The sequence below is a fragment of the Pseudocitrobacter vendiensis genome, assembly GCF_943590815.1.
Classification (GTDB): domain Bacteria; phylum Pseudomonadota; class Gammaproteobacteria; order Enterobacterales; family Enterobacteriaceae; genus Pseudocitrobacter; species Pseudocitrobacter vendiensis.
The window spans coordinates 1-19,185 of sequence record NZ_CALSBS010000013.1; the positions used below are offsets into that span (position 1 = coordinate 1).

At 52.8% G+C, this 19,185-nt stretch carries 20 protein-coding genes and 1 other annotated feature; of the genes, 5 read left to right on the plus strand and 15 right to left on the minus strand.

All coding sequences use genetic code 11. From position 1 onward, the window contains the following. The 7 genes from istB to NMC31_RS14360 all read right to left on the minus strand — a co-directional run. A partial coding sequence (gene istB / locus NMC31_RS14330) for an IS21-like element helper ATPase IstB (RefSeq protein ID WP_174330005.1) occupies positions 1 to 597 on the minus strand: 597 nt, incomplete at its 3' end. Then, entirely contained in the window at positions 594 to 911 is a 318-nt protein-coding gene (locus tag NMC31_RS14335; protein WP_058656922.1) for a hypothetical protein, read from the minus strand. The genes istB and NMC31_RS14335, both read right to left, overlap by 4 nt. Next, on the minus strand, positions 911 to 1,477 hold the full coding sequence (locus NMC31_RS14340; protein WP_077909720.1) for a TnsD family Tn7-like transposition protein: 567 nt from the start codon (positions 1,475 to 1,477) through the stop codon (positions 911 to 913). The genes NMC31_RS14335 and NMC31_RS14340 overlap by 1 nt, the downstream gene beginning before the upstream one ends. 97 nt (positions 1,478 to 1,574) lie before the next feature. Further along, positions 1,575 to 1,781: a hypothetical protein gene (locus tag NMC31_RS14345; RefSeq protein ID WP_000134171.1), complete on the minus strand. Its 207-nt coding sequence runs from the start codon at positions 1,779 to 1,781 to the stop codon at positions 1,575 to 1,577. A gap of 60 nt (positions 1,782 to 1,841) precedes the next feature. Further along, positions 1,842 to 3,167, minus strand: a complete 1,326-nt coding sequence (locus NMC31_RS14350) for a type II toxin-antitoxin system HipA family toxin (protein ID WP_020833804.1) — start codon at positions 3,165 to 3,167, stop codon at positions 1,842 to 1,844. 4 nt (positions 3,168 to 3,171) lie between these two features. Further along, the gene (locus tag NMC31_RS14355) at positions 3,172 to 3,465 is read right to left on the minus strand and encodes a helix-turn-helix transcriptional regulator (RefSeq protein ID WP_058656924.1); all 294 of its coding nucleotides are present in this window, start codon (positions 3,463 to 3,465) and stop codon (positions 3,172 to 3,174) included. Between the two features lie 400 nt (positions 3,466 to 3,865). Further along, positions 3,866 to 5,134 carry a hypothetical protein gene (locus NMC31_RS14360; RefSeq protein WP_228288646.1) on the minus strand — a complete coding sequence of 423 codons (1,269 nt, stop codon included), beginning with the start codon at positions 5,132 to 5,134 and terminating at the stop codon, positions 3,866 to 3,868. 165 nt (positions 5,135 to 5,299) lie between these two features. On the opposite strand from NMC31_RS14360, the gene NMC31_RS14365 reads away from it, so the two are divergent. After that, positions 5,300 to 6,540, plus strand: a protein-coding gene (locus tag NMC31_RS14365; protein ID WP_165590718.1) for an IS3 family transposase whose coding sequence is annotated in 2 segments (ribosomal slippage) — positions 5,300 to 5,615 and positions 5,615 to 6,540 — 1,242 coding nt in all. Because the reading frame shifts where the segments join, the coding sequence is not laid out codon by codon here. After that, positions 5,608 to 5,724: a sequence feature (AL1L pseudoknot), on the plus strand. (Overlaps the previous gene by 117 nt.) 57 nt (positions 6,541 to 6,597) lie before the next feature. Here NMC31_RS14365 and NMC31_RS14370 read toward each other — a convergent pair. The 7 genes from NMC31_RS14370 to NMC31_RS14400 all read right to left on the minus strand — a co-directional run bounded on the left by NMC31_RS14370 (position 6,598) and on the right by NMC31_RS14400 (position 11,930). After that, the gene (locus tag NMC31_RS14370) at positions 6,598 to 7,095 is read right to left on the minus strand and encodes a membrane protein (RefSeq protein WP_000340139.1); all 498 of its coding nucleotides are present in this window, start codon (positions 7,093 to 7,095) and stop codon (positions 6,598 to 6,600) included. 202 nt (positions 7,096 to 7,297) lie between these two features. After that, the gene (locus NMC31_RS14375; protein ID WP_059509512.1) at positions 7,298 to 7,954 is read right to left on the minus strand and encodes a trypsin-like serine protease; all 657 of its coding nucleotides are present in this window, start codon (positions 7,952 to 7,954) and stop codon (positions 7,298 to 7,300) included. 165 nt (positions 7,955 to 8,119) lie between these two features. Next, positions 8,120 to 8,299, minus strand: a complete 180-nt coding sequence (locus tag NMC31_RS14380) for a hypothetical protein (RefSeq protein ID WP_071685142.1) — start codon at positions 8,297 to 8,299, stop codon at positions 8,120 to 8,122. Between the two features lie 315 nt (positions 8,300 to 8,614). After that, positions 8,615 to 9,007 (minus strand): hypothetical protein, encoded by a 393-nt coding sequence (locus NMC31_RS14385; protein ID WP_022652193.1) that lies wholly within the window; start codon positions 9,005 to 9,007, stop codon positions 8,615 to 8,617. Positions 9,008 to 9,534: 527 nt separating this feature from the next. Continuing rightward, entirely contained in the window at positions 9,535 to 10,608 is a 1,074-nt protein-coding gene (locus NMC31_RS14390) for a competence protein CoiA family protein (protein ID WP_022652192.1), read from the minus strand. A 291-nt stretch (positions 10,609 to 10,899) separates the two neighbouring features. After that, a complete protein-coding gene (locus NMC31_RS14395; protein WP_015063153.1) occupies positions 10,900 to 11,541 on the minus strand; it encodes a hypothetical protein in 642 nt (213 codons plus the stop codon). A gap of 176 nt (positions 11,542 to 11,717) precedes the next feature. Further along, positions 11,718 to 11,930 (minus strand): Hha/YmoA family nucleoid-associated regulatory protein, encoded by a 213-nt coding sequence (locus tag NMC31_RS14400; protein ID WP_022652191.1) that lies wholly within the window; start codon positions 11,928 to 11,930, stop codon positions 11,718 to 11,720. A gap of 313 nt (positions 11,931 to 12,243) precedes the next feature. On the opposite strand from NMC31_RS14400, the gene NMC31_RS14405 reads away from it, so the two are divergent. The 3 genes from NMC31_RS14405 to radC all read left to right on the plus strand — a co-directional run bounded on the left by NMC31_RS14405 (position 12,244) and on the right by radC (position 15,365). Continuing rightward, positions 12,244 to 13,443, plus strand: coding sequence for a tyrosine-type recombinase/integrase (locus tag NMC31_RS14405; protein WP_014603550.1), 1,200 nt, complete (start codon positions 12,244 to 12,246; stop codon positions 13,441 to 13,443). Then, entirely contained in the window at positions 13,440 to 14,504 is a 1,065-nt protein-coding gene (locus NMC31_RS14410) for a PDDEXK nuclease domain-containing protein (protein ID WP_016487843.1), read from the plus strand. The genes NMC31_RS14405 and NMC31_RS14410 overlap by 4 nt, the downstream gene beginning before the upstream one ends. Positions 14,505 to 14,855: 351 nt before the next feature. After that, a complete protein-coding gene (gene radC, locus NMC31_RS14415) occupies positions 14,856 to 15,365 on the plus strand; it encodes a RadC family protein (RefSeq protein WP_016487841.1) in 510 nt (169 codons plus the stop codon). A gap of 66 nt (positions 15,366 to 15,431) precedes the next feature. On the opposite strand, the gene NMC31_RS14420 is transcribed toward radC, so the two are convergent. Continuing rightward, positions 15,432 to 17,888: an ATP-binding protein gene (locus tag NMC31_RS14420; RefSeq protein WP_016487840.1), complete on the minus strand. Its 2,457-nt coding sequence runs from the start codon at positions 17,886 to 17,888 to the stop codon at positions 15,432 to 15,434. A gap of 392 nt (positions 17,889 to 18,280) precedes the next feature. On the opposite strand from NMC31_RS14420, the gene NMC31_RS14425 reads away from it, so the two are divergent. Further along, positions 18,281 to 19,108: a DUF932 domain-containing protein gene (locus NMC31_RS14425; protein ID WP_003092327.1), complete on the plus strand. Its 828-nt coding sequence runs from the start codon at positions 18,281 to 18,283 to the stop codon at positions 19,106 to 19,108. The last annotated feature ends 77 nt before the right edge of the window (positions 19,109 to 19,185 follow it).

The following is a 19,185-nucleotide window of genomic DNA, read 5'->3' on the forward strand; positions in this document are numbered from 1 at the left end:
GCTGATCACCACGGTCGAATGGCGGCCGTGACGGTCGTCCATGATCTCCAGCAGATCGTGGCGCTGGGCGGGTAGCAGCGGCTCCAGCCCCCAGTCATCGAGGATCAGCAGCTCGACCTTGGCCAACTGGGCCAATAGCCGGCCGTAGCTACCGTCGGCCTTGGCCTGGGTCAGGCTCTGCAGCAGCCGTGACAGGCGGTGGTAGTGGGTGCCGTAGCCCTGCAGACAGGCCTGATAGCCCAAGGCGCAGGCCAGATAGGTCTTGCCGCTGCCGCAGGGGCCGGTGATCAGCAGGTTCTGCCCGCGTTGCAGCCAGTCGCCCTGGGCCAGCCGGGCGATCTGGGCTCGGTCGATGTTGCGCGGGTGCTGGTAGTCGATCTCTTGGGTGGTGGCGCTCAGCTTGAGGCGAGCGTGGCGCACCAGCCGCGCCTGTTTGCGTTGCTCGCGCGCCAGATGTTCTTGCTCGACCAAGAGTCCCAGCCGTTCGATAAACGACAGGCCGTCGTAGGTCGCGACCTGTTCTTGTTGCTGCTGCAGGGCAGCGGCCATGCCGCCGAGTCTGAGCTCGCGCAGGCGGTTGAGGGTCTGTTGGCTCATGCTGTTCTCCGCTTATCCATGGCGCGAATGGCCAAGGGAACAGGGAAATCACCTAAATATCTGCGTTGCCAAGTAGCCGAGCTCTCGATGGTAAAAGAGAGCCGAAAACCGGCAGACTTATGCTTCTGTGTCGGATTCAACACCCGCTTACGAGCCAAAACAGGAAGATTCGAAACCCGCAGCGACCCGATTTCAGCTTGAGGAGCCAGATCCAGATTGATGCCCCACTGTGTGTGATTAACTCGCCGGAACAGAGAACCGATTGCCAAAATGGTTGTATCGTCAGATACCTTTTCAAAACGGATATCCTGCATCAAGCCCCCAATACATCTCGCAATAGGTCATCAGCCAGCGAGGTTAATCGCTCATCACTCAATCCAGCCAGGCGAAGAAGTCGCCATCGGCGCAATGAATTACCAGTCTGCACCAGCAATCCGGCAGCAAGAGCCAAACGACGAATCTGATAACCTGTTATATCTTCACAATATCGTTGAAAAAACAAGCGAGTAAGAGGCATAGAGCGCAAGTTTTTCTCAATCATGGCTCCCGATAGAAGTTTCGATAGATACCAGTTCCTCGACAGCCGAGGGGAATCAAGCATCAACTCATGTTGATCGAGGATATGGAGTAATTGACGACAAACCATGCGATCCCGCTTTGGCCAATCGACACGGAGATTGTCTCTAGCATGGCCCTGATGGTGTTGCCGGTTAAATTGCAGAAACCAGCTTCGATCATGCCGATACAGCCAGGCGTATAACGCCTGATGAGATAAACGGGCCTGCTTCACCCCATGGCTTTCCAGCAACTGCTGCCATCTGACTCGATACTCTGCCGATAGGCCGCTCTTTTTATCTGGAGGACAAAAATAGCCATTTATTTTCTCTTACGTTACTGCGGCCGCCGCTTTAGTCTTAATGTGAAGCCTGGGAATTCGCTGAATGAAGAATACGTTTTCACCCCCAGACCGACAGCTGTTAAGGCGCGATCCCAACACTCCATTTGTAAGTATCAGGCCCATCTTCTCCGCTGGTGGCATCAGCTACTATCTGTGCATAACGTTCTCCAGCAAGTTCTCTTACCATCTGATCCACGACCCATTGCAGATGATGCATTTCATCGGTTCCGCCGTAACGACAAGCCAACTCAATAGCCCGCTCTATTCTTTTTTGTTCTTCAGTCATACTGAATCCTCACGCTTACACCAGCTATTCTGAAAACATGCACACTATAAATTGCGGCTGTCATTTCTCAGCCAGGCGCCTGCATTGCTGCCTCATTCCATCAAAAATACTTTCCGCAAGCTGCTGGGGGAACTGGTCCGGAAGAAGCCCGCTAACACGTTCAATGACACCCGGGGTTCTGGCGATGATTTCCTCTATCATCGCCTCTGTCTGCTGTTTACTCAGGCCGGTTATCTCACCATGCCTGATCCAGTGGCGTCGTTGTATTCGATATATCTGGTAATAGTTGCTACTGCCACGTACGGCCATCGCCAGTTTGCACTTCTGCCAAGATATCTGATTGTTCCCATGACCGATCACCGGCCATGCCGACAACACATCATAGTTTGGTGTAAGGTGATAACGTCCCTGTGGCCCAATAGAAATACTGAAATTTTTAGCGTGGCCATCTGTTGCGGCCATCATCCAGAAAATTATCTGCGTCATAAAAAACTGCGCTTTGTCACGCTCAGCACGGTCTGAATTACTCAGAACCTCCATAATTTCCGATATACCTGGCCCGCCGTCCGCCTGATATTTTCGTAATGGCGAAACGCCCAGGGCCTGACACATATCCTCCTGGGGTAAACGAATGATCCATTGTCCGTCTCCTGACCATTTTCGGTCAAAACGTTCTACCACCAGCGCTTTCTGATCTTCAAAGTGAGCAATCTGCGTTCTTGCCACGGGGAGCCCGTACTGGTCGAGAAGTACCGAGCAGAGCCATTCATTTTCAACCGACGAGCTCATGTCGGCTTTCATGTTCCCCACAAGTCCGAGCGGTAGCTTGAATATATGCGTCGTTGGTGTATTACCCTCCGGCATACACCACCGATCTTCATGCCACAGTAGGGCTGTTTTCTCCTGAGCACCGGCAATAGATAAACGTAAGTCGTCGTTATCTTCTGGCCTGCCCGGTAGCAATGTCTCCGTGGTATTACGCAAAGTTGCCGCAATTTCTGATTCAGTAAGCGGGTGATACTTCACGGAATATAAATCAGTGGGTTCATCTCCGTCATGAAGCAGCTGTATCGCGCCCACGCAGTCTTTTCCCAGCTCCGTCAGCAGATCAAAAGGCTCCAGGCTATCGGCCTTGTAACGCATTGCCAGACGTCTGCGTATGCCTTCGCTGTCCGGGAGTAAATTATCAAAATAGTCACGTACCACATTTCCACGCCAGACCTGGTTCCCGGGAGTAAAAGGAAGGGATAATGACAGCGGCCTTCCCTGTTCGTCAGCAACCCATTCAGGAAGGTATTCTAAGCTGTCTACCCCTTTGCTTTTTTCCCAGTACCCGACTTTGATGCCGTTCATCCAAATTACCAGACGTTGCTGTTTCCGGCTCATATCGTTACCAATCCTCCTGTCGTGCAGGTGAATTAAATTTATATATTTCTTCCGTCTGCTTCCTCTCTGAAGAAGTGGTTGCCGAGGAGAAGCTGATTTTTACACCCAGGACAGAAAACACCTTGAATAGCCGTTCAATGCTCGCACTGGCAGGGTTGGCTTCCAGACGTGAGTATGTCTGTTGAGTGACACCTAACCTTTCGGACAGGTCTTTTTGCGTCAGGCCATTCGCCTTGCGAAAACCAATGAGCAAGGGACGCAACTGGTTGAGCGTGTTTAACGGGTAATCATTATTGATCATAAGCTGGCCTCAGTAGTTCCTCTGATACACCTTGTACGCTGTTTTCTAAAAATACACCCTAAAAGCTGTAATATCAAATTAACAGCCTAAAAGCTGTTAAATAGAGAGTACAACCTTTAGGCTGTTACCAAGTGGCAGCATAAATCTTTATGACGTTTGATATGAGAGAACTATCAATAATAAGCCGTTACGCTCGTACAGCATCCGGGAAGAGAGCTGACAGATCAGGATCATCGGTAAACGAGAAGCGGAGTATCTTATGGCCCTGTTGTGAGCTGTATAAATAACTACGAGCTACTCTCTGCCTCGGGGAGGAGGCAGAGAGAGCATTAAAAGCAAAGGCAGACATTTTTAGCAGCTGGTGGGCTATGGGGTTCCGGAGGTGCTCCGGTGAATGTTACTTGACTGGCAAGTTTCCTGCTCTGATGGTCAATGCCTCGATGCTGTCTATATTGTTCTGAAGCCGTTCCAGTTCTGCCTTTTCAATACCGGCCCAAAGCTTTAAGTGTCGCTGATAAAGGGACCACTTGAGTGAGTGAAAACCATTCCAGGCCAACCCCATCCAAGAGGCGTAATTCGCATTGAGAATATTGCCGGTGATATACATTTTACCTGCGTTAACAGCACTGGAAGTTCCATAACCCAGGGCAAGCATCATCCGGAAGCGTGGATTTAGCCGCAACGGCATGGTATCCAGTAAGGTCTCCCCAAAAGCTCCTTTTCCCAGCGATACCTGTTTCACCACATAGAAAACCCGCATCAAAACTTCCATTATGGTCATCGGAATACTTGTCACGATAAACTGACGAAAGTCATATCCGTTGACATACATGTACTCTATTTGTTTGCCGAAGTTAGAACTCCCCACAGGGATCCCCTCAAGCATACGAAGTAGCCCCATAAAAGGAGCCGGTAAACCCATGCCACGGTTTCCTTTTGCTGAGGGGGCATTAACATCCGATGCCAGGTGTCCAAACATTCTGGCGATGAGCCTGAAAATATTGGTTTCGTCAGTAACGCCTTTACTGGAAGGATAAACCACGATCTGTCCATTCTGAACCACCGTACAGGTCCCGTTCAGCATATCCTTTATACCGAAAATAATGCCCAGTATGGGATCGTGTGACAAAGCTCTTAAGCGGTGATTTGTGGGAGACAAAACGCCACCGGCCGCACCCACTAAATCGCTGCTGATCGAACTGTCTGGTGCCCCTATAGGGAACAAATCTGAGAGTTTTGTACTCAGGTCCTCCGGCAAAATGGCATTGAAGGCTTTCTGCACCTGTTTATTGAAAATACCATCCACTTCTGCCGTAAAGCTCACCGTAGGTTTTGGCGGGGCTCTGACGCAAAGTAAATCCAGCATGGATGCTATGAGCCCGCATCCGCAGGCAATAGCATAATCCCAGGCGTCGAGTGCGTAGCGATCATTAAATTCTTTAATATGATTCTGGATCCGGGCATCTACAACAGCCAGGTCATCCGTGGAGAGTATTGTGGCCAGTCCAATATCACCGCATACACGCTGGTTAGCCTCGCTATATATAGTCTTGAGACCAGTAGAATGCATGGCAGTATCTGAAGGGGTCATTTCTCGCAGATGATGTTCTTTAAGCGCCAGATGCTCCGCTTCATCAAGTTCAGTGCCGCTGATTAGCCCGGTCAACTGTGCCTTAAGGCTCTCTATATCACTGTTAATTGTCTCGTGAGCGTTCGCGATATCCTGACCACGGAGCTGAATATAACGGATGGCCCTGAACTCATCATCATAAGGAGACTGAACCGTACCGGGTTTCTTGGAGACTAAACTCTCAGTGAAAGGAGACCCAAAATGAAATCACAATCCGCCAAACGCTATCCCCCTGAACTGCGTGAGCGCGCTGTCAGAATGTTGTTGGAACACCGTGATGAGTATGACTCTGAGCCGGATGCCATTCGTGCCATATCGTCAAAAATCGGGTGCCATTACGACACCCTACGAGCCTGGTTGCGTCAGCATAAAAATGATGTCCGTGGTGGTGTCAGCCCCGTCAGCACTGATGATGGTGGACTGAGCACCAATGAGCGCCAGCGTTTAAAAGAACTGGAGCGTGAAAATCGGGAGCTACGCCGCAGCAATGATATATTGCGCCAGGCCTCAGCTTATTTTGCTCAGGCGGAGCTCGACCGCCACTGGAAAAAATAATGCCACTTATGCAGCGTCTGAGTGGTACACACGGGGTCGGGCCGGTATGTCGCGAACTGGATATTGCCCCGTCGACATATTACTGGCATCAGCAACGCCAGCTACATCCTGAGAAATGTAGCCAACGAGAAAAGTGCGATGCTCAAATCATCCAGGAGATAAAACGCGTTTACGGAGAAAATTACAGTGTCTATGGGGCACGAAAAGTCTGGCGTCAGTTGCTCCGCGAGGGCTTTAGCGTCGCCCGGTGTACTGTTGAACGCCTGATGAAAATAATAGGTCTTCGGGGCGTACTCCGTGGCAAAGTCATCAAGACCACGATCGGTCGTAAAACAGCGGCAGCAGCGGATCTGGTAAACCGCCAGTTTGTGGCAGAACGTCCCAATCAGCTTTGGTGTGCAGATTTTACGTACGTTAGCACCTGGCATGGCTTCGCCTATGTGGCGTTCATCATCGATGTGTTCGCAGGCACGATCGTTGGCTGGCGGGTCTCATCGTCGATGGAAGCAAGGTTCGTGCTGGATGCTCTGGAACAAGCTCTGTGGGCACGTCGCCCCTCAGGTACAATCCATCACTCGGACAAGGGCTCCCAATACGTGTCACTGGCGTACACCCAGCGGCTGCAGGAGGCGGAGCTGTTGGCGTCGACAGGCAGTACAGGCGACTCTTACGATAATGCCCTGGCCGAGAGTATCAATGGCCTTTACAAAGCGGAAGTGATCCACCGTAAAAGCTGGAAAAACCACACGGAAGTGGAGCTTGCGACACTGGCGTGGGTGGACTGGTTCAACAATCGAAGGTTACTGGAACGGCTAGGACACATACCGCCGGTAGAAGCCGAAAAAGCTTATTATGCTACCAGTACAAATAATGATCTGGCAGCCTGAGCTTCCGGACTAAACACTCTCCAAAAAAACCGGGGCGGTTCAGACTGACTCATGTGTTTACCTCACCGCGACCAGGCTACCTTTTGGAGCTTTCTTAGTAAGCATGTCGATTGTTGCCTTGATGCCAGCAATTTCTGCCTTAAAATATTCCGCATTCGACATCAACCTTTCCTGAACTTCGTAGAGCTTTTGGATGGCCTGACTAAGGGCGGCTGTCAGTTTCGCATTTTTTTTGTGTTTCACTATCGCGTACCCGCCAATCCCTAACACAGCTACAGGTGCGGCCAATACCGCAATGCCTGCAACCATACCGCCACCGACGATAGACCCTGCTGTAGCGAGCCCGGAGGTTATGCCTGCTGCTGACACTCCCGTTGTACCAAGCGTATAGAGAGCACCGAAGGAAGCCGCTGCGCCTACGCCTGACCCCGCCAAAGCTGCTGCGCCCTCAGTAATACCCGGGAACTTATTTTCAAGCGCCTGAAGAGCACTTGTAACTTCATCCATTGCCTTCTTGCGAATTTTTTCGAGCTCTTCAGTTTCGGTAGCGTCCATTACAGGCCTCGTATTCATAACTTGCTGTGTGATAGGTGAAAAAGAGCACCATAAAAGTGATGAAGAAATCATGACTTACTATTGTGGCACTTTCCAGTTCATGTTTGTCAGTTTCAATGCTGTTGCTGTTAGTAAGGGCAGACGCCATATCTGGCATACCCAAAATAACTATCGTGCCAGCGTCATTTTGGAACTGACTTTGCTAAAAATCAGTAGCGGACTGAACAGACATGTGTGGATTTGAATCTGGGCAGGTTCCAGACATTATTCCAACCAGACTTCCAATGACAAAATGCTCGTCCTTCTCGGAGACGACATAGGGTCCACCAGAGCAACCATCGGTGTTGAAATGTGCTATTACAAAGCGAGTTGTGAGATGTTGGGGAGAATGATTTGAGCAATTTAAAGGCCAAATTCCTGAAACTTCACCAGGGAATGCCGAAATTGTTGTCTCATTCATTGGATATCCGACACCCAATGTATCCATGCCAGCTGCGGGTGCTAGGACCTTAAAGTAACTACTTACAGGCTGTTGTATTCCAGCTGGTAATACGATTTCTGCACTGTCAACAAACGGAATGCCGTCTTTAAAGTCTGCCCTGTCATTAGCCTCATTGAGAATGAAATCGACTAGAACAGGCTCTTCGTTCACCAGTCCTTGATGGTTAAGAAATTTGACGTAAAGTTTAAGTGTATTGCTGACGGGATAAATTTTTCCAAGAGCATTGGTAACAACATGGGCTGCGGTGAGAATCTTTTGCTGCTGACCATTATCGAAACCAAACGCAGTTGCTTCGAGATGGCTACTAAAATGAGGATCATTGCTTACATAGATTTTACAAACGTAGTTTTCAAACATTATTTCCTCCTTTTGCCGGTACCTAATCAGTTACACGGCTGCATGTTATAAACAACTAAACTCGCTTCCTGATATTTGAGTTTGTATGTTTTGCCAGGCAACAGCTCACCTCTGAAACACGGTTAGTCTCCTCCATGACATGGTTATGGCGATGGTCAGAAACTGTTATCGACGAAAGGCTGGAATTTCTTTAATGGCATTATCCATTTCAAGTCGTATGTCCTGAACGGGAGCGTATATTTTTATGATTCCAGATCTTAACCCTGAAACATTCCCCGTATCAAAAAACTGACCCGTTACAGATAAGCCACCACCGGTGCTGGCGATTAATTTAGTAAATTGCATGTCCTCATCCCATAAAGGGTAGGGCCTACCCCCGGCATCGAGCAAACCTGACCACCCTGCCCTTATTAAGACCCCACATGCGGCAATGGTGCCCTGTCCACGCCGCCCGCGAACTTTGAGGAAATGGGGAGAAAATAAAAAGAAAACAAAAAGTTATCGGCTGAAGTACGTGCAAAGGTCGGGAATCAGGCGAAGCCTGACAGCACGTTGGGGCCTGGCAGGGGGCTTGAGGGATGAGGACATGCAATTGTGTTATCACGTCCGCACCAGCTGTCGTGGAAATCATCCCCGGCCGGTTAACCCGGTTTCGGATGTTCACCAGTTTTCCGGGTAGCAAGGCCAGCTCATCCAGACATCGAGCACCTCGGTATCACTGACCGCCGCAGCGTAAATCCCGGCACCCGGGAAGAAATAGACAGGCAGGCTGGCGGCGGGTGACGTGCTGTCATCCGTCAGGGAGCCGACAACCTCATGCGGCCCCCGGAGTAAATCACCCAGGTAGTCATCCGGCCTGATGCCGTTGCGGGATGCAGCCATCTCCACAAACTCCGCCAGCGGATGGCGGGTCGGATAACCCCTGAACACTTCATACGATGGCGAAACACATTCGCCGCTGGTGGACCGCCCCCAGTACCCGGCCAGTTGTTCCGGACCGAGTCCACAGGCATGTTGGGTGACCTGTGCTTTAAACTGTTCGAACGTATTCATTCCTGAAGTCCCTGTAGGGTATATTTGGCAAACCTCCCTGCCAGCGTCACTACCGGCAGGACACCGCATTGTCAGACGCGACCACCGGCTATGAACCGGCAAGACGTCAGTCGCCCGCCAGCCCGGGTGAGGTGGAATACAGTTTACCAGTTCCGGCCGACTGACTTTGCCGCCAGGAGACGCTAATTACACTATTATTGAATCTTTGCATCTTCGATGACCAATATCGCCCCGACGCTGAACGCTACTGGAATGCATCTCTTGCCACGATTGAAAGGATCAAACACACCTACCGCGCAAAAATCCGGAACTCCTGATCCAGTCTTTCGGCCATAACAGCCCAACGCTAATGTATGTCCATTAGCGTTGGGCTGTTATGATGGCTGTGCCAGTTTATATTACCGGACTGATCATGATAGGTACTCTGAGACCATGTAAGAAATGAACAACCCATTACTGCTTAAGGCGAGCAAGTAGATTTTGTTTACGTTTCCATGCCCGCCAGGCCCGTAACTCACCAGCCCCCTTCAGAGCAATGAGAAATTTGTTGGTCCTTCAGTTGTTGCCACCTTACTGTCTTCGCAGGCCGTCAGGCAGACACTTTTAAGTCGGTGGTTGTAGAGGCCAATACGGGCGATTTCCTGGAGATAATCCCGTTCCTCCATCGTTAGCGACTGCCCTTCCTGTGATTTTGTGATCATGTCCTGCCAGTTCAGCAATTTCTCGTAATTCACATGCTCACTGGTGTCGAGACAATGCAGACGGAAGTAACGTATAAACAGCGGAAATTCATCAGTCTGGGCTATATTGGATGCTCTGACGGTGAGCCGACACAAACAAACGATGGTGTCCTGCTGCATTCTTATCAGCGTATTCATGCTCTGGGGTAAGATGTCCGGCAGCTTCATGTAGCAGTCGGAAAGACGCTGGAGAAGTGGTCCTGCTTCCGCAGGCTCACGGCCCTGATAAACCTTCAGGGGTTCAGTCCCCAGTTCCTGCATCATGGGATGATACAACCACTCTCGTGACTCCGTCTCATCAATGATAATTTTCTCGATACGTTCGCTGTAGGTTCCATCTCGCCTGCCAAGTTGTACCTGACTGATTTCGTATTCTATATCCGGCAGATCGATACGTAATGCTGCTACCATTTCCGAGGGATGGAGATGGTCGAACGTCAGCTTCCCGGCCACGCTGCGATCGGTATCAAGAAACACGGCGACACAGAGGTCGTTAACCTTCACAAACAGATCTGCCGTGGCGCCGAACATGCTTCCGCTGCCGCTTACCTCATCAAGTGGCACCTTCCCGCCTTCATAACCGGCCAGAAGATGCGGGAAACCGAGAAGATGTCTTTCCCGGACAACTTCAATAATTTTTCCCCGAATCGCCTCCATCAAGCCGTCACAATCACCGAAGAGGTCCGTGGTGTGGCTATAGTGCCAGAGTTTGACCTCACCCTGCCTGGCGATCAAATCCGTACGACACCCGGGGCAGATACAGTTGCATGCACTCCCTCTGCTTACTTCCGTGATGTCCAGATACCGTCCAGTTTCGCGATGGAGTCCGAAAGGAATCCCATAGGTATAGCTCTTTCGCATGTTATTTCCCCCGCAGCATACAGACATTCACTATATCGGACGAAAGCAGTATGACATTTCGATAAGAGGTCTTTTTTCATGAGTTTTTAAGTTGCTTTTATTACTGTGGCAGGGGCAAATGGATAAAGCGATGGCAATTCTATGCTGGTAAAAAGCTACTTTTCCGGTTGCCCGTCCCTCCACCAGCAGTGAGACTTATTAATACGGACGGAACCGGAATTAGTGAGCATTCCAACAGTGGGCTCACTTTCAGGACGAAAGCTGATTTAATATAAATACTGGACCCTACATTCAATGCAGTTTGTGTTGATCAATATAACCCATCATAAATTGCATAAGTTCCGGGTCACTCCGGGCAGAAAAAAGTACAGTCACTACGTTTTTCATCGCACTTGTCGCATTGCTGGCGTCAATAGCATTCTTGTCATTTATAATTGCATTATTCCCAATTTTATTAATCTGATTAATTACTTCATCCTCACTGATGCTTGTACTCCGGATTGAATCAAAAATCGGGTAGGCCTGCGCCGCATATTCAGTGAAGCGGACAGCATCAAGGCTCGATGCCAACGCCGCCTTTTCCTGTCGGGAATATACCGCCAAAGCGGTCTGACTCAGCAACTCCGAAGGCGTCTCGCAGGCCGCAGTACTGGTGTTCCCCTGGATCATGCCCATTCTGAAAAAATTCGAGACAACCTTGTTTATTTCATCATTCATTATCTGGCTGAAACCAACTTTTGGGTCTGAGGTAGTGAAATTTGCCCTGTAGTTCTCAAGCGCCAGAGAGGCAACCTCTGCGTTGCCCGTCTGAGTTGCGTTACAGGCGTAACGGTAACCTTCATCCAGTTTTTGACTGAACTCGTTTAGGCTCGCCGCGTTTAAATAAAAGGAGATGAATGGAAGAGTTAAAATTAATAAAGGTTTAATTCCCATGCGTTTTACCACAACAGAGCAAGTAAAGCATTTTAAGTGAAGTTATTACTTTTCTGATTAAACTAATTCCCAGAGGTGGTAATAAATAATTTAATAAATTTATATGTTCAACAGACGATTTCATAAACCTCTTTTTGTTAAACGTCGGCTGTATAATGGTTCCCGGGATTTTCATTTTACTGACGAACCAGGGTCCATACACTGGCGGGGACTTTATCGTAGAGTTTTTTCATTGTCAGTTCAGCTTTTCGATGGTCATATGCCCCGGAAATTTCTAGTGAAACTATACCAACATTCTTTTCACAGAGTCGTTCAAATACTTTTTCCAGTGTGTCAAATGAAGAGCACTTACGAAATTTCATCAAATACGCCTGTTTAGTTTCGGACATGGTCAACCTTAAGTTATTTTCAGCAAAAGTACAGTATCCCAATCTTATGTGGATTTGTTCCGGGAATCTAATTTTTTTTGCAACTATTTGACGTATAACTCCGGCTCGTTGCTGAACTGGCGGGCCCCCTTTTTTTGTTTCACGATGACTCCAGCCCGGTAGTTCGCTGGACTGCGACGTAGCCCGATACAACAGGTTTATCAATAGCTTACGCGCGTCCATCATATGCCGGTGCTTTCTGAAACTTGACCCGGTTCTCCCTCGCGCCGCTCCTATCTGGCTCCTGGAATCCGGGTCGTTCCAAGGAGTCATCATGGCAAAGATCAAGCTCACCAAGACCGCCGTAGAGTCGGCGCAACCCCAGGCGAAGGACATCGAACTACGGGATACCGTCGTGCCCGGCTTCCTTTGCAAGATTACCCCGACGGGACGCCGGGTGTTCATGCTCCAGTACCGCACGAACTCTGGCCAGCCCCGCAAGCCCTCGCTGGGACTCTACGGGGAGCTAACCGTCGAACAGGCGCGGGTCAAAGCGCAGGACTGGCTGGCCGAGGTTCGCCGGGGTGGTGATCCCGGCGGTGCCAAGGCCGAGGCGCGCAAGGCGCCCACGATGGCCGAGTTGTGCAAAAAGTTCATGGAGGACTACTCCAAGAAGCGCAACAAGGTCAGCACGCAGGACGGCTACCAGGGCGTCATCGACCGCAACATCATCCCGCTGCTGGGCCGCAAGAAGGTGCATGACGTGAAGCGGCCCGACATTGCGGGGCTCATGGAAAAGCTGGCCTACAAGCCGACCGAGGCCAACAAGACCTTCGGCGTGCTGCGCAAGATGTTCAACTTGGCCGAAGTCTGGGGCTTCCGCCCGGACGGTACGAATCCGTGCCGCCACGTCCCGATGTACCCGCCGGGCAAGGAAACCCGGCTCATCGTGGACGAGGAAATGGTGCGGATCTTCCGCCAGTTGGAGAAACTGGAGGCGGAGGGGCTGGAGAACTACGTCATCCCGTTGGCGATCCGGCTGCAATTCGAGTTTGCGGCGCGGCGCTCCGAAATCTGCCCGCTCGAATGGAGCTGGCTGGACTTCGAGAACCGGCGCGTGGTGTGGCCCGACAGCAAGGTTGGCGGCATTTCCAAGCCCATGAGCGAGGAAGCCTATCGGCTGCTTTCGACGGCGCCGCGTCTGGAAGGCTGCCCTTACGTCCTGCCGTCGCCGAACGACCCGGCCAAGCACCTGACCTTTGGCGAGCACTATGGCGGCTGGTGCCGGACGCTCAAGGCCGCCAGCGTGCCGCACGTAGGCACGCACGGCATCCGTCATCGCTCGACCACCGACATTGCCAATTCCGGTGTGCCGACCAAAGTGGGAATGAAGCTGACGGGCCACAAGACCGTGGCGATGTTCATGCACTACGTCCACACCGAGGACAAGCCGGTGCGCGAGGCGGCCGAGCTGGTGGCCAGCCGCCGCCAAGCCATCACGGGCGCGCGGCAGCTTGCGGAGGCGGTGGCATGAACGGGCGCCGGCCATCAGCAGCATCGCTCGCAGCGCCCGCGGCGCTGCTGGGCGACATTCGGGCACTGATCGAGGCGGCGCGCAAGCGCGCCGCCTCGACGGTGAATAGCGAGCTTACGATGCTCTACTGGCGCATCGGCCAACGCATCCACACGCAGGTCTTGGACAGGCGCCGGGGCGCCTACGGCAAGGAAGTTCTGCCCACCTTGGCTGCGCAGTTGGTGGAGGAGTACGGCAGCAGCTTTGCAGAGCAGAACTTGCGCCGCATGGTGCAGTTCGCCGCCACCTTCCCCGACGAGCGAATTCTCGTATCACTGATACGAGAATTGAGCTGGACGCACTTCATCGCCCTGATGCCGCTGAAAGACCCGCTCCAGCGGGACTACTACGCACAGATGGCCAGCACCCAACGCTGGAGCGTGCGGACGCTGCGCGAGCGTATCGACTCGATGCTGTACGAGCGCACGGCGCTTTCCCAAAAGCCGGAAGAAACCATAGCGCAGGAGTTGGCGACCCTGCGCGATGCGCAGCGCATGTCGCCGGCCCTGGTCATGCGCGACCCGTACATCCTCGACTTCCTGGGCCTGCGGGACACTTGGCAGGAAGGCGACTTGGAAGCGGCGATCATCCGTGAAATGGAGTCCTTCCTGCTGGAGCTGGGCGCGGGCTTCTCATTCGTCGCCCGGCAGAAGCGCATTCCGATCGACGACGAGGATTTCCACCTTGACCTTCTGTTCTACAACCGCAAGCTGCGGCGGCTGGTTGCGGTGGAGTTGAAGGTAGGTGACTTCAAGGCGGCCTACAAAGGGCAGATGGAGCTTTACCTTCGGTGGCTAGACAAGCACGAACGGGAGCCGGAGGAAGCCTCGCCGCTCGGGATCATCCTTTGCACCGGCAAGAAGCGCGAGCAGATCGAATTGCTGGAGCTGGACAAGTCCGGCATCCACGTTGCCGAGTATCTGACCGCCTTGCCGCCGAGGGGCGTGCTGGTGGAGCGGCTGCAACAGGCAACGCAACGGGCGCAGTTGCAAATCGAGCAGCGCAAGACGGACAACGAGTAGTCCTGTCCCAAGCAGTCGGGCGTCCCGGCGTGCCGCCGTCGCGCTGTCGTGCTGCGCATCGAGCTTCGCTGCGCGAGTCTCGCCCCTGTCGGGCTTCCATCACTGACGCCTCCGTCCCGGCTCGTTGATCCGGGCCTGCGCGCTCCGCTTGCCAAAAATCGACTCTGTGCAGTGGGCGGGTGTGGGCGGTCTTGCTGTTCCCTTCACCGTATCACGGCGTTCTCGCCGTCAAGGGCGGCGCGCGCCATGCGCGCTTGCGTCCTGGCGGCCGTCTGCGACCCCTGACTGCTTGCGCTGCGCCGTGCTGCCGCCGGTTCCGGGCAATTCCGCCCGAGCAACCGGAGCACGATCATGTCGCAACTGTCCTTTCCCTCGTTCGATTCCTGTCTGCTGGTGCGCGACGCGCACGGGCGCTATCTACCGGCATCGGCCGACGACATTCTGGAAGCTGCGCGCCAGGTCATTGACCGGAAAATGCAGCGCGGAGCAGAGTTCACTTCGCCGGCGGCGGTCAAGGAATACTTGCGTACAAAGTTGGCCAGCTTCGAGCATGAGGTGTTCGTAGTGCTGTTCATGGATACGCGCCATCGTCTGATCGAATACAGGGAGATGTTCCACGGCACTATTGACGGTGCGTCGGTGTATCCGCGCGAAGTGGTCAAGGAGGCGCTGCGGCTCAATGCGGCGGCGGTCGTCGTTTCGCACAACCATCCGAGCGGAAACCCCGAGCCGAGCGCGGCTGACCGGGCGCTGACCCAGCGGCTCAAGGAAGCGTTGGGTCTGGTGGACGTGCGCGTGCTCGATCACATCATCGTTGCGGGCAACGAAACGGCATCGTTCGCCGAGCATGGGCTGATCTAGCCCAAGGGGCTTCGGCCCCTTTTTGCTGCGCCTGGTGGCATAGCTATGGCCCTCGCGGCCTGATGCTCAGGCCGTCGCAACCTGAATCATCTCGTCGTAATGTTTCTTGTCCACCTCTTCCAGCCACTGGAAGATGTTCCCGATGACGCTGTGGCTTTCGCCTGCCAAGTTTTCTGCGGATTCCTCTGTTATCTCAATAACGTCGCTATGTGAATACTTATTGATAAAGCGGTAGATTTTTTCTTTAAGCTCTGGTGTCGTGATGGTGCAATCTTTTAGGCCAGCCTCCATCAATTGACTAATGTCGCTTCGCCGCCTTGGATATTTGAAGGTAAAAAACGATTCAACAAGCTTTCGGGCGAGGTTGGCGGTCAAGAACGCCTCATCTCGATTGAGTGTCGTGTGCGCCCTATATTCGTAAAGCTTCTTGAAGATATAGTGGTACTCGGAACCGTAGTTCTTGAGTGAGTCGTCGGCATCCACAAGTAGGGAGTGACGAGGGGAGCCAGGTGGCGCATCCAGGCGATAAAAGAAGCAATTCTCGGCGTTGCCTTTTTTGACTCGATTCCTATTGGTGCCAGTGAACCAGTCTCTCACTAGCTTAAAGTAAGTGAAGTTGTGAGTCAGCACAAAAAGTTGCTTGGCTTCAGTGCATTGCGTTCTCAAAAACGAGTAGGCGTGAAACAAGTGATTAGAATCAAAGCTTGAGACCGGATCGTCAACGACGACGATCGTATCCTTGATGTTATTTCCATTTTCTTTGAGCTTCGTGATGAAATAGACAAATGCAATCGCAGTCTTCTCACCTTCGCTCAAATTCCCATCGTGCTCACCAACCCCGTTTCTGATGATCTCATAGCCTTTCTTCTTCTGATTGAAGTTCAGGCAAAGCTCAGAGCGGCCAATGAAGCGATGCAGGATGTCATTGAACTCCTTTGCCCCGACCGTTTCATTCGAGAGCGCCGCTTCTATGGCTCCGACCTCTAGACTAATTTTTTCAATTTCCTTATGGTCGTTCTTTGCTTCTGACTCAAGGTCATTGCACTTCTTCTCACTTCCAGCATAGTCAAACTCTTGCACCTCAGCCGCAGCAAAGTGAAGCTCCAGTGCCACCTTGCTTTTTGAGGTCTCAGATTTGAAATTTGAAGTCTTATTGTTGTGCTTTCCAACGAGAGCAACAATCGACTTCAGGATGTCATTGAAATTGGTGACATCGTCTTCAACCACATCCGAGATCTGAATGTCTGTCTTCCCAGGGTCTGTGATCTTGGCCTTCAGGGCTTCCCGCCAGGCGTCCATTTGCTGGTCGATCTTTTCAGCAGCAGTTGCGTAGTCCTTTTGAAGCTTTTCTGCCTCGGCCGATAGTTCTTTATAAAACTCGGTCGATGCGGGAAACTGATTAGCTGGAGCGCCTTGAGATTCAATCCATGTCGCCGCATTCTGAAGTCGGCTCTGAAACTCCGTGAACTCCTTGCTGAAGTGGGCAGCAAGCGCCTCGGCACGAAGCTGGGCGAACGGAGAGCCGCAGAACTCGCAGGATTGCGAGTCGTGGTTTTTATGGATTTCCAAGCCTGCTTGAACCCATTCGCGGATGTCCGGGTTATCGGTAAGCCGCTGGATTGCTTGATTGACCGCCGTAGTCCCAATCAAATCTCTGATGCGGCCCGCCGCTTTCTTAAAGTAGTCCGGCTCAATGGCCGTTGAGGCGAAAGCAATGCTTGGAAGCTGATCTGGCTTGGCGGCATTCGTAAGGTCGATAACCCTCTCATCTGGAAGAACCGACTCCGCCTTGATAATTGTCTCGCCGTTATTCTGTATGAAGTTGGAGAGCTTGCGGCGGTCGTAATTCAAGTAATAACTGTCGCTCGTATCAATCGCCTGAAGTCCAAGCTTCATTTTCTTGGCAGCATTGGTCAGGAACTTCTCTAATGCCTCACGCTGCTTCTTGATATCGCTTTGCTTGTCGTCGTGAGCCTTCTTTTTCGACTGAAGCTCGCTCTTCAGCTTCTCCAGCTTCTGCAAGTCATCAATCTTCTCTTTCGCAATAAGAAGGATGCTCTTTACGGATTTGTCCCAATCAATGTTCTCATGCACGAAGCGTTGATTGAAAACATGAATATTCAATTGGGATGAGTGGAGTGTGGATTCCGTGATCGTTGAGCCATCCTCCAGAACTACTGAAAATTGGCCCGTGCTGAAGCGGGGAACCATCGAGCGAAGCTCAAAGCAAGAGAATAGATTCGATAACGTTGACTTGCCTGTTCCATTCCAACCATAGACCAGGTTGTACCGGCCGAACTTTTGGATCTTCGTTCCATTGAAGTCGCTGAAGATTCCGAACTGTTTGAGGCGGTTGATGCAGACAATCATCTCTAGATCTCCGTGTTCTTGCTTTCCCATCATTAGCTTGCGAAACAAATGGTAAACGAAGAGTCCTCTTGCGTCTCCGCTTCGCGGATCGCGCTGCTCCAGGTTCGCTAGTCGCTCATCCCTGGCGGGACTGGCTTCGCCAGCCTTCCGCATCGCTGACGCCTACGGCCCGGCTTCCAGCTTCGGGCCTGCGCGCTTCGCTTGCGTGCGGTCAGCACAAAGGGATGGCCGTTGCCTTGTCCAGCCGTCTCCCCTGACTTCATCACCTTACCCGCGACCGTAGCCCGCGCCCGTGTGCCGTCAAGGCGCGCAGGGCCGTGTCCTCGGCTGCGCCTGCGGGCCGCACCCACCCTGCGCTTGGCTCCTTGACGGCCCCCGTCCGCGCGCTCCTTTGGCCGCGGGCGATGAACTCAGGAAAGACGGTGGCAACAGGGCCAACCGGGTTCCTCGTGCCGACCGCACCAAACAGCCGAAAGGCTGGGCTCCGAATCTAGAAATCCGGTGTGCGGTGTGAACAGCAAACCTCTTTTGTCAGGAGAAAGACCATGCAACTCGCATCCCGTTTCGCTTTCCGCTCCCCCTCGCTGCGCAGCGATTACCCGCTGTCCGACGACCAGATTCACCGCGTGGCCCCGTCCATCTTCGCGGATGCCCCGCACGAGAGCCGTTCGCAGCGGTACGCCTATATCCCCACCGCCGCCGTGCTGACCGAGCTTCGCAAAGAAGGCTTCCAGCCTTTCATGGTGACGCAAACCCGCGTGCGCGACGAAGGCAAGCGCGAGCACACCAAACACATGATTCGCTTGCGCCATGCCAGCCAGATCAACGGCGCGGAGGCCAACGAAATCGTGCTGCTGAACTCGCACGACGGCACCAGCAGCTATCAGATGCTGGCCGGAATGTTCCGGTTCGTGTGCAGCAATGGCCTTGTTTGCGGCAACACCGTGGCCGATGTGCGAGTGCCCCATAAAGGCGACGTGGCCGGTCTGGTCATTGAGGGCGCTTACGAAGTCTTGAGCGGTTTCGATCGGGTGAAGGAATCGCGCGATGCCATGCGCGGCATCACCTTGGACGATGGCGAATCCGAAGTGTTCGCCCGCGCCGCGCTCGCCCTCAAGTACGACGACCCCGACAAGCCCGCGCCCATCACGGAATCGCAAATCCTGATGCCGCGCCGCTTCGACGACCGCCGCCCCGACCTGTGGAGCGTGTTCAACCGCACCCAAGAAAACCTGACCCAAGGCGGGCTGCGTGGCCGCAGCGCCAACGGGCGCCGACAGCAAACCCGCCCGGTGCAGGGCATCGACCAAAACATCCGACTGAATCGCGCCCTCTGGCTGCTGGCCGATGGCATGCGCCAGTTGAAAGCCTGAATCCCCACGCGGCAGGGGCAGGCAGCAGCCCTTGTCGCTTTCTTCGCTGCTGCATTCCTGAACCGATAGGAGTTATC

Excerpts from the sequence above, each read along its gene's own strand:
- NMC31_RS14385 (WP_022652193.1), bottom strand. The coding sequence starts at position 9,007 with ATGAATACGTTCGAACAGTTTAAAGCACAGGTCACCCAACATGCCTGT.
- NMC31_RS14405 (WP_014603550.1), top strand. The coding sequence starts at position 12,244 with ATGGCAAAGATCAAGCTCACCAAGACCGCCGTAGAGTCGGCGCAACCC.
- NMC31_RS14335 (WP_058656922.1), bottom strand. The coding sequence starts at position 911 with ATGCAGGATATCCGTTTTGAAAAGGTATCTGACGATACAACCATTTTG.
- NMC31_RS14345 (WP_000134171.1), bottom strand. The coding sequence starts at position 1,781 with ATGACTGAAGAACAAAAAAGAATAGAGCGGGCTATTGAGTTGGCTTGT.
- NMC31_RS14400 (WP_022652191.1), bottom strand. The coding sequence starts at position 11,930 with ATGTCCGAAACTAAACAGGCGTATTTGATGAAATTTCGTAAGTGCTCT.
- NMC31_RS14395 (WP_015063153.1), bottom strand. The coding sequence starts at position 11,541 with ATGGGAATTAAACCTTTATTAATTTTAACTCTTCCATTCATCTCCTTT.
- NMC31_RS14425 (WP_003092327.1), top strand. The coding sequence starts at position 18,281 with ATGCAACTCGCATCCCGTTTCGCTTTCCGCTCCCCCTCGCTGCGCAGC.
- NMC31_RS14380 (WP_071685142.1), bottom strand. The coding sequence starts at position 8,299 with ATGCAATTTACTAAATTAATCGCCAGCACCGGTGGTGGCTTATCTGTA.
- radC (WP_016487841.1), top strand. The coding sequence starts at position 14,856 with ATGTCGCAACTGTCCTTTCCCTCGTTCGATTCCTGTCTGCTGGTGCGC.
- NMC31_RS14410 (WP_016487843.1), top strand. The coding sequence starts at position 13,440 with ATGAACGGGCGCCGGCCATCAGCAGCATCGCTCGCAGCGCCCGCGGCG.
- NMC31_RS14420 (WP_016487840.1), bottom strand. The coding sequence starts at position 17,888 with ATGCGGAAGGCTGGCGAAGCCAGTCCCGCCAGGGATGAGCGACTAGCG.
- NMC31_RS14390 (WP_022652192.1), bottom strand. The coding sequence starts at position 10,608 with ATGCGAAAGAGCTATACCTATGGGATTCCTTTCGGACTCCATCGCGAA.
- NMC31_RS14370 (WP_000340139.1), bottom strand. The coding sequence starts at position 7,095 with ATGGACGCTACCGAAACTGAAGAGCTCGAAAAAATTCGCAAGAAGGCA.
- NMC31_RS14350 (WP_020833804.1), bottom strand. The coding sequence starts at position 3,167 with ATGAGCCGGAAACAGCAACGTCTGGTAATTTGGATGAACGGCATCAAA.
- NMC31_RS14375 (WP_059509512.1), bottom strand. The coding sequence starts at position 7,954 with ATGTTTGAAAACTACGTTTGTAAAATCTATGTAAGCAATGATCCTCAT.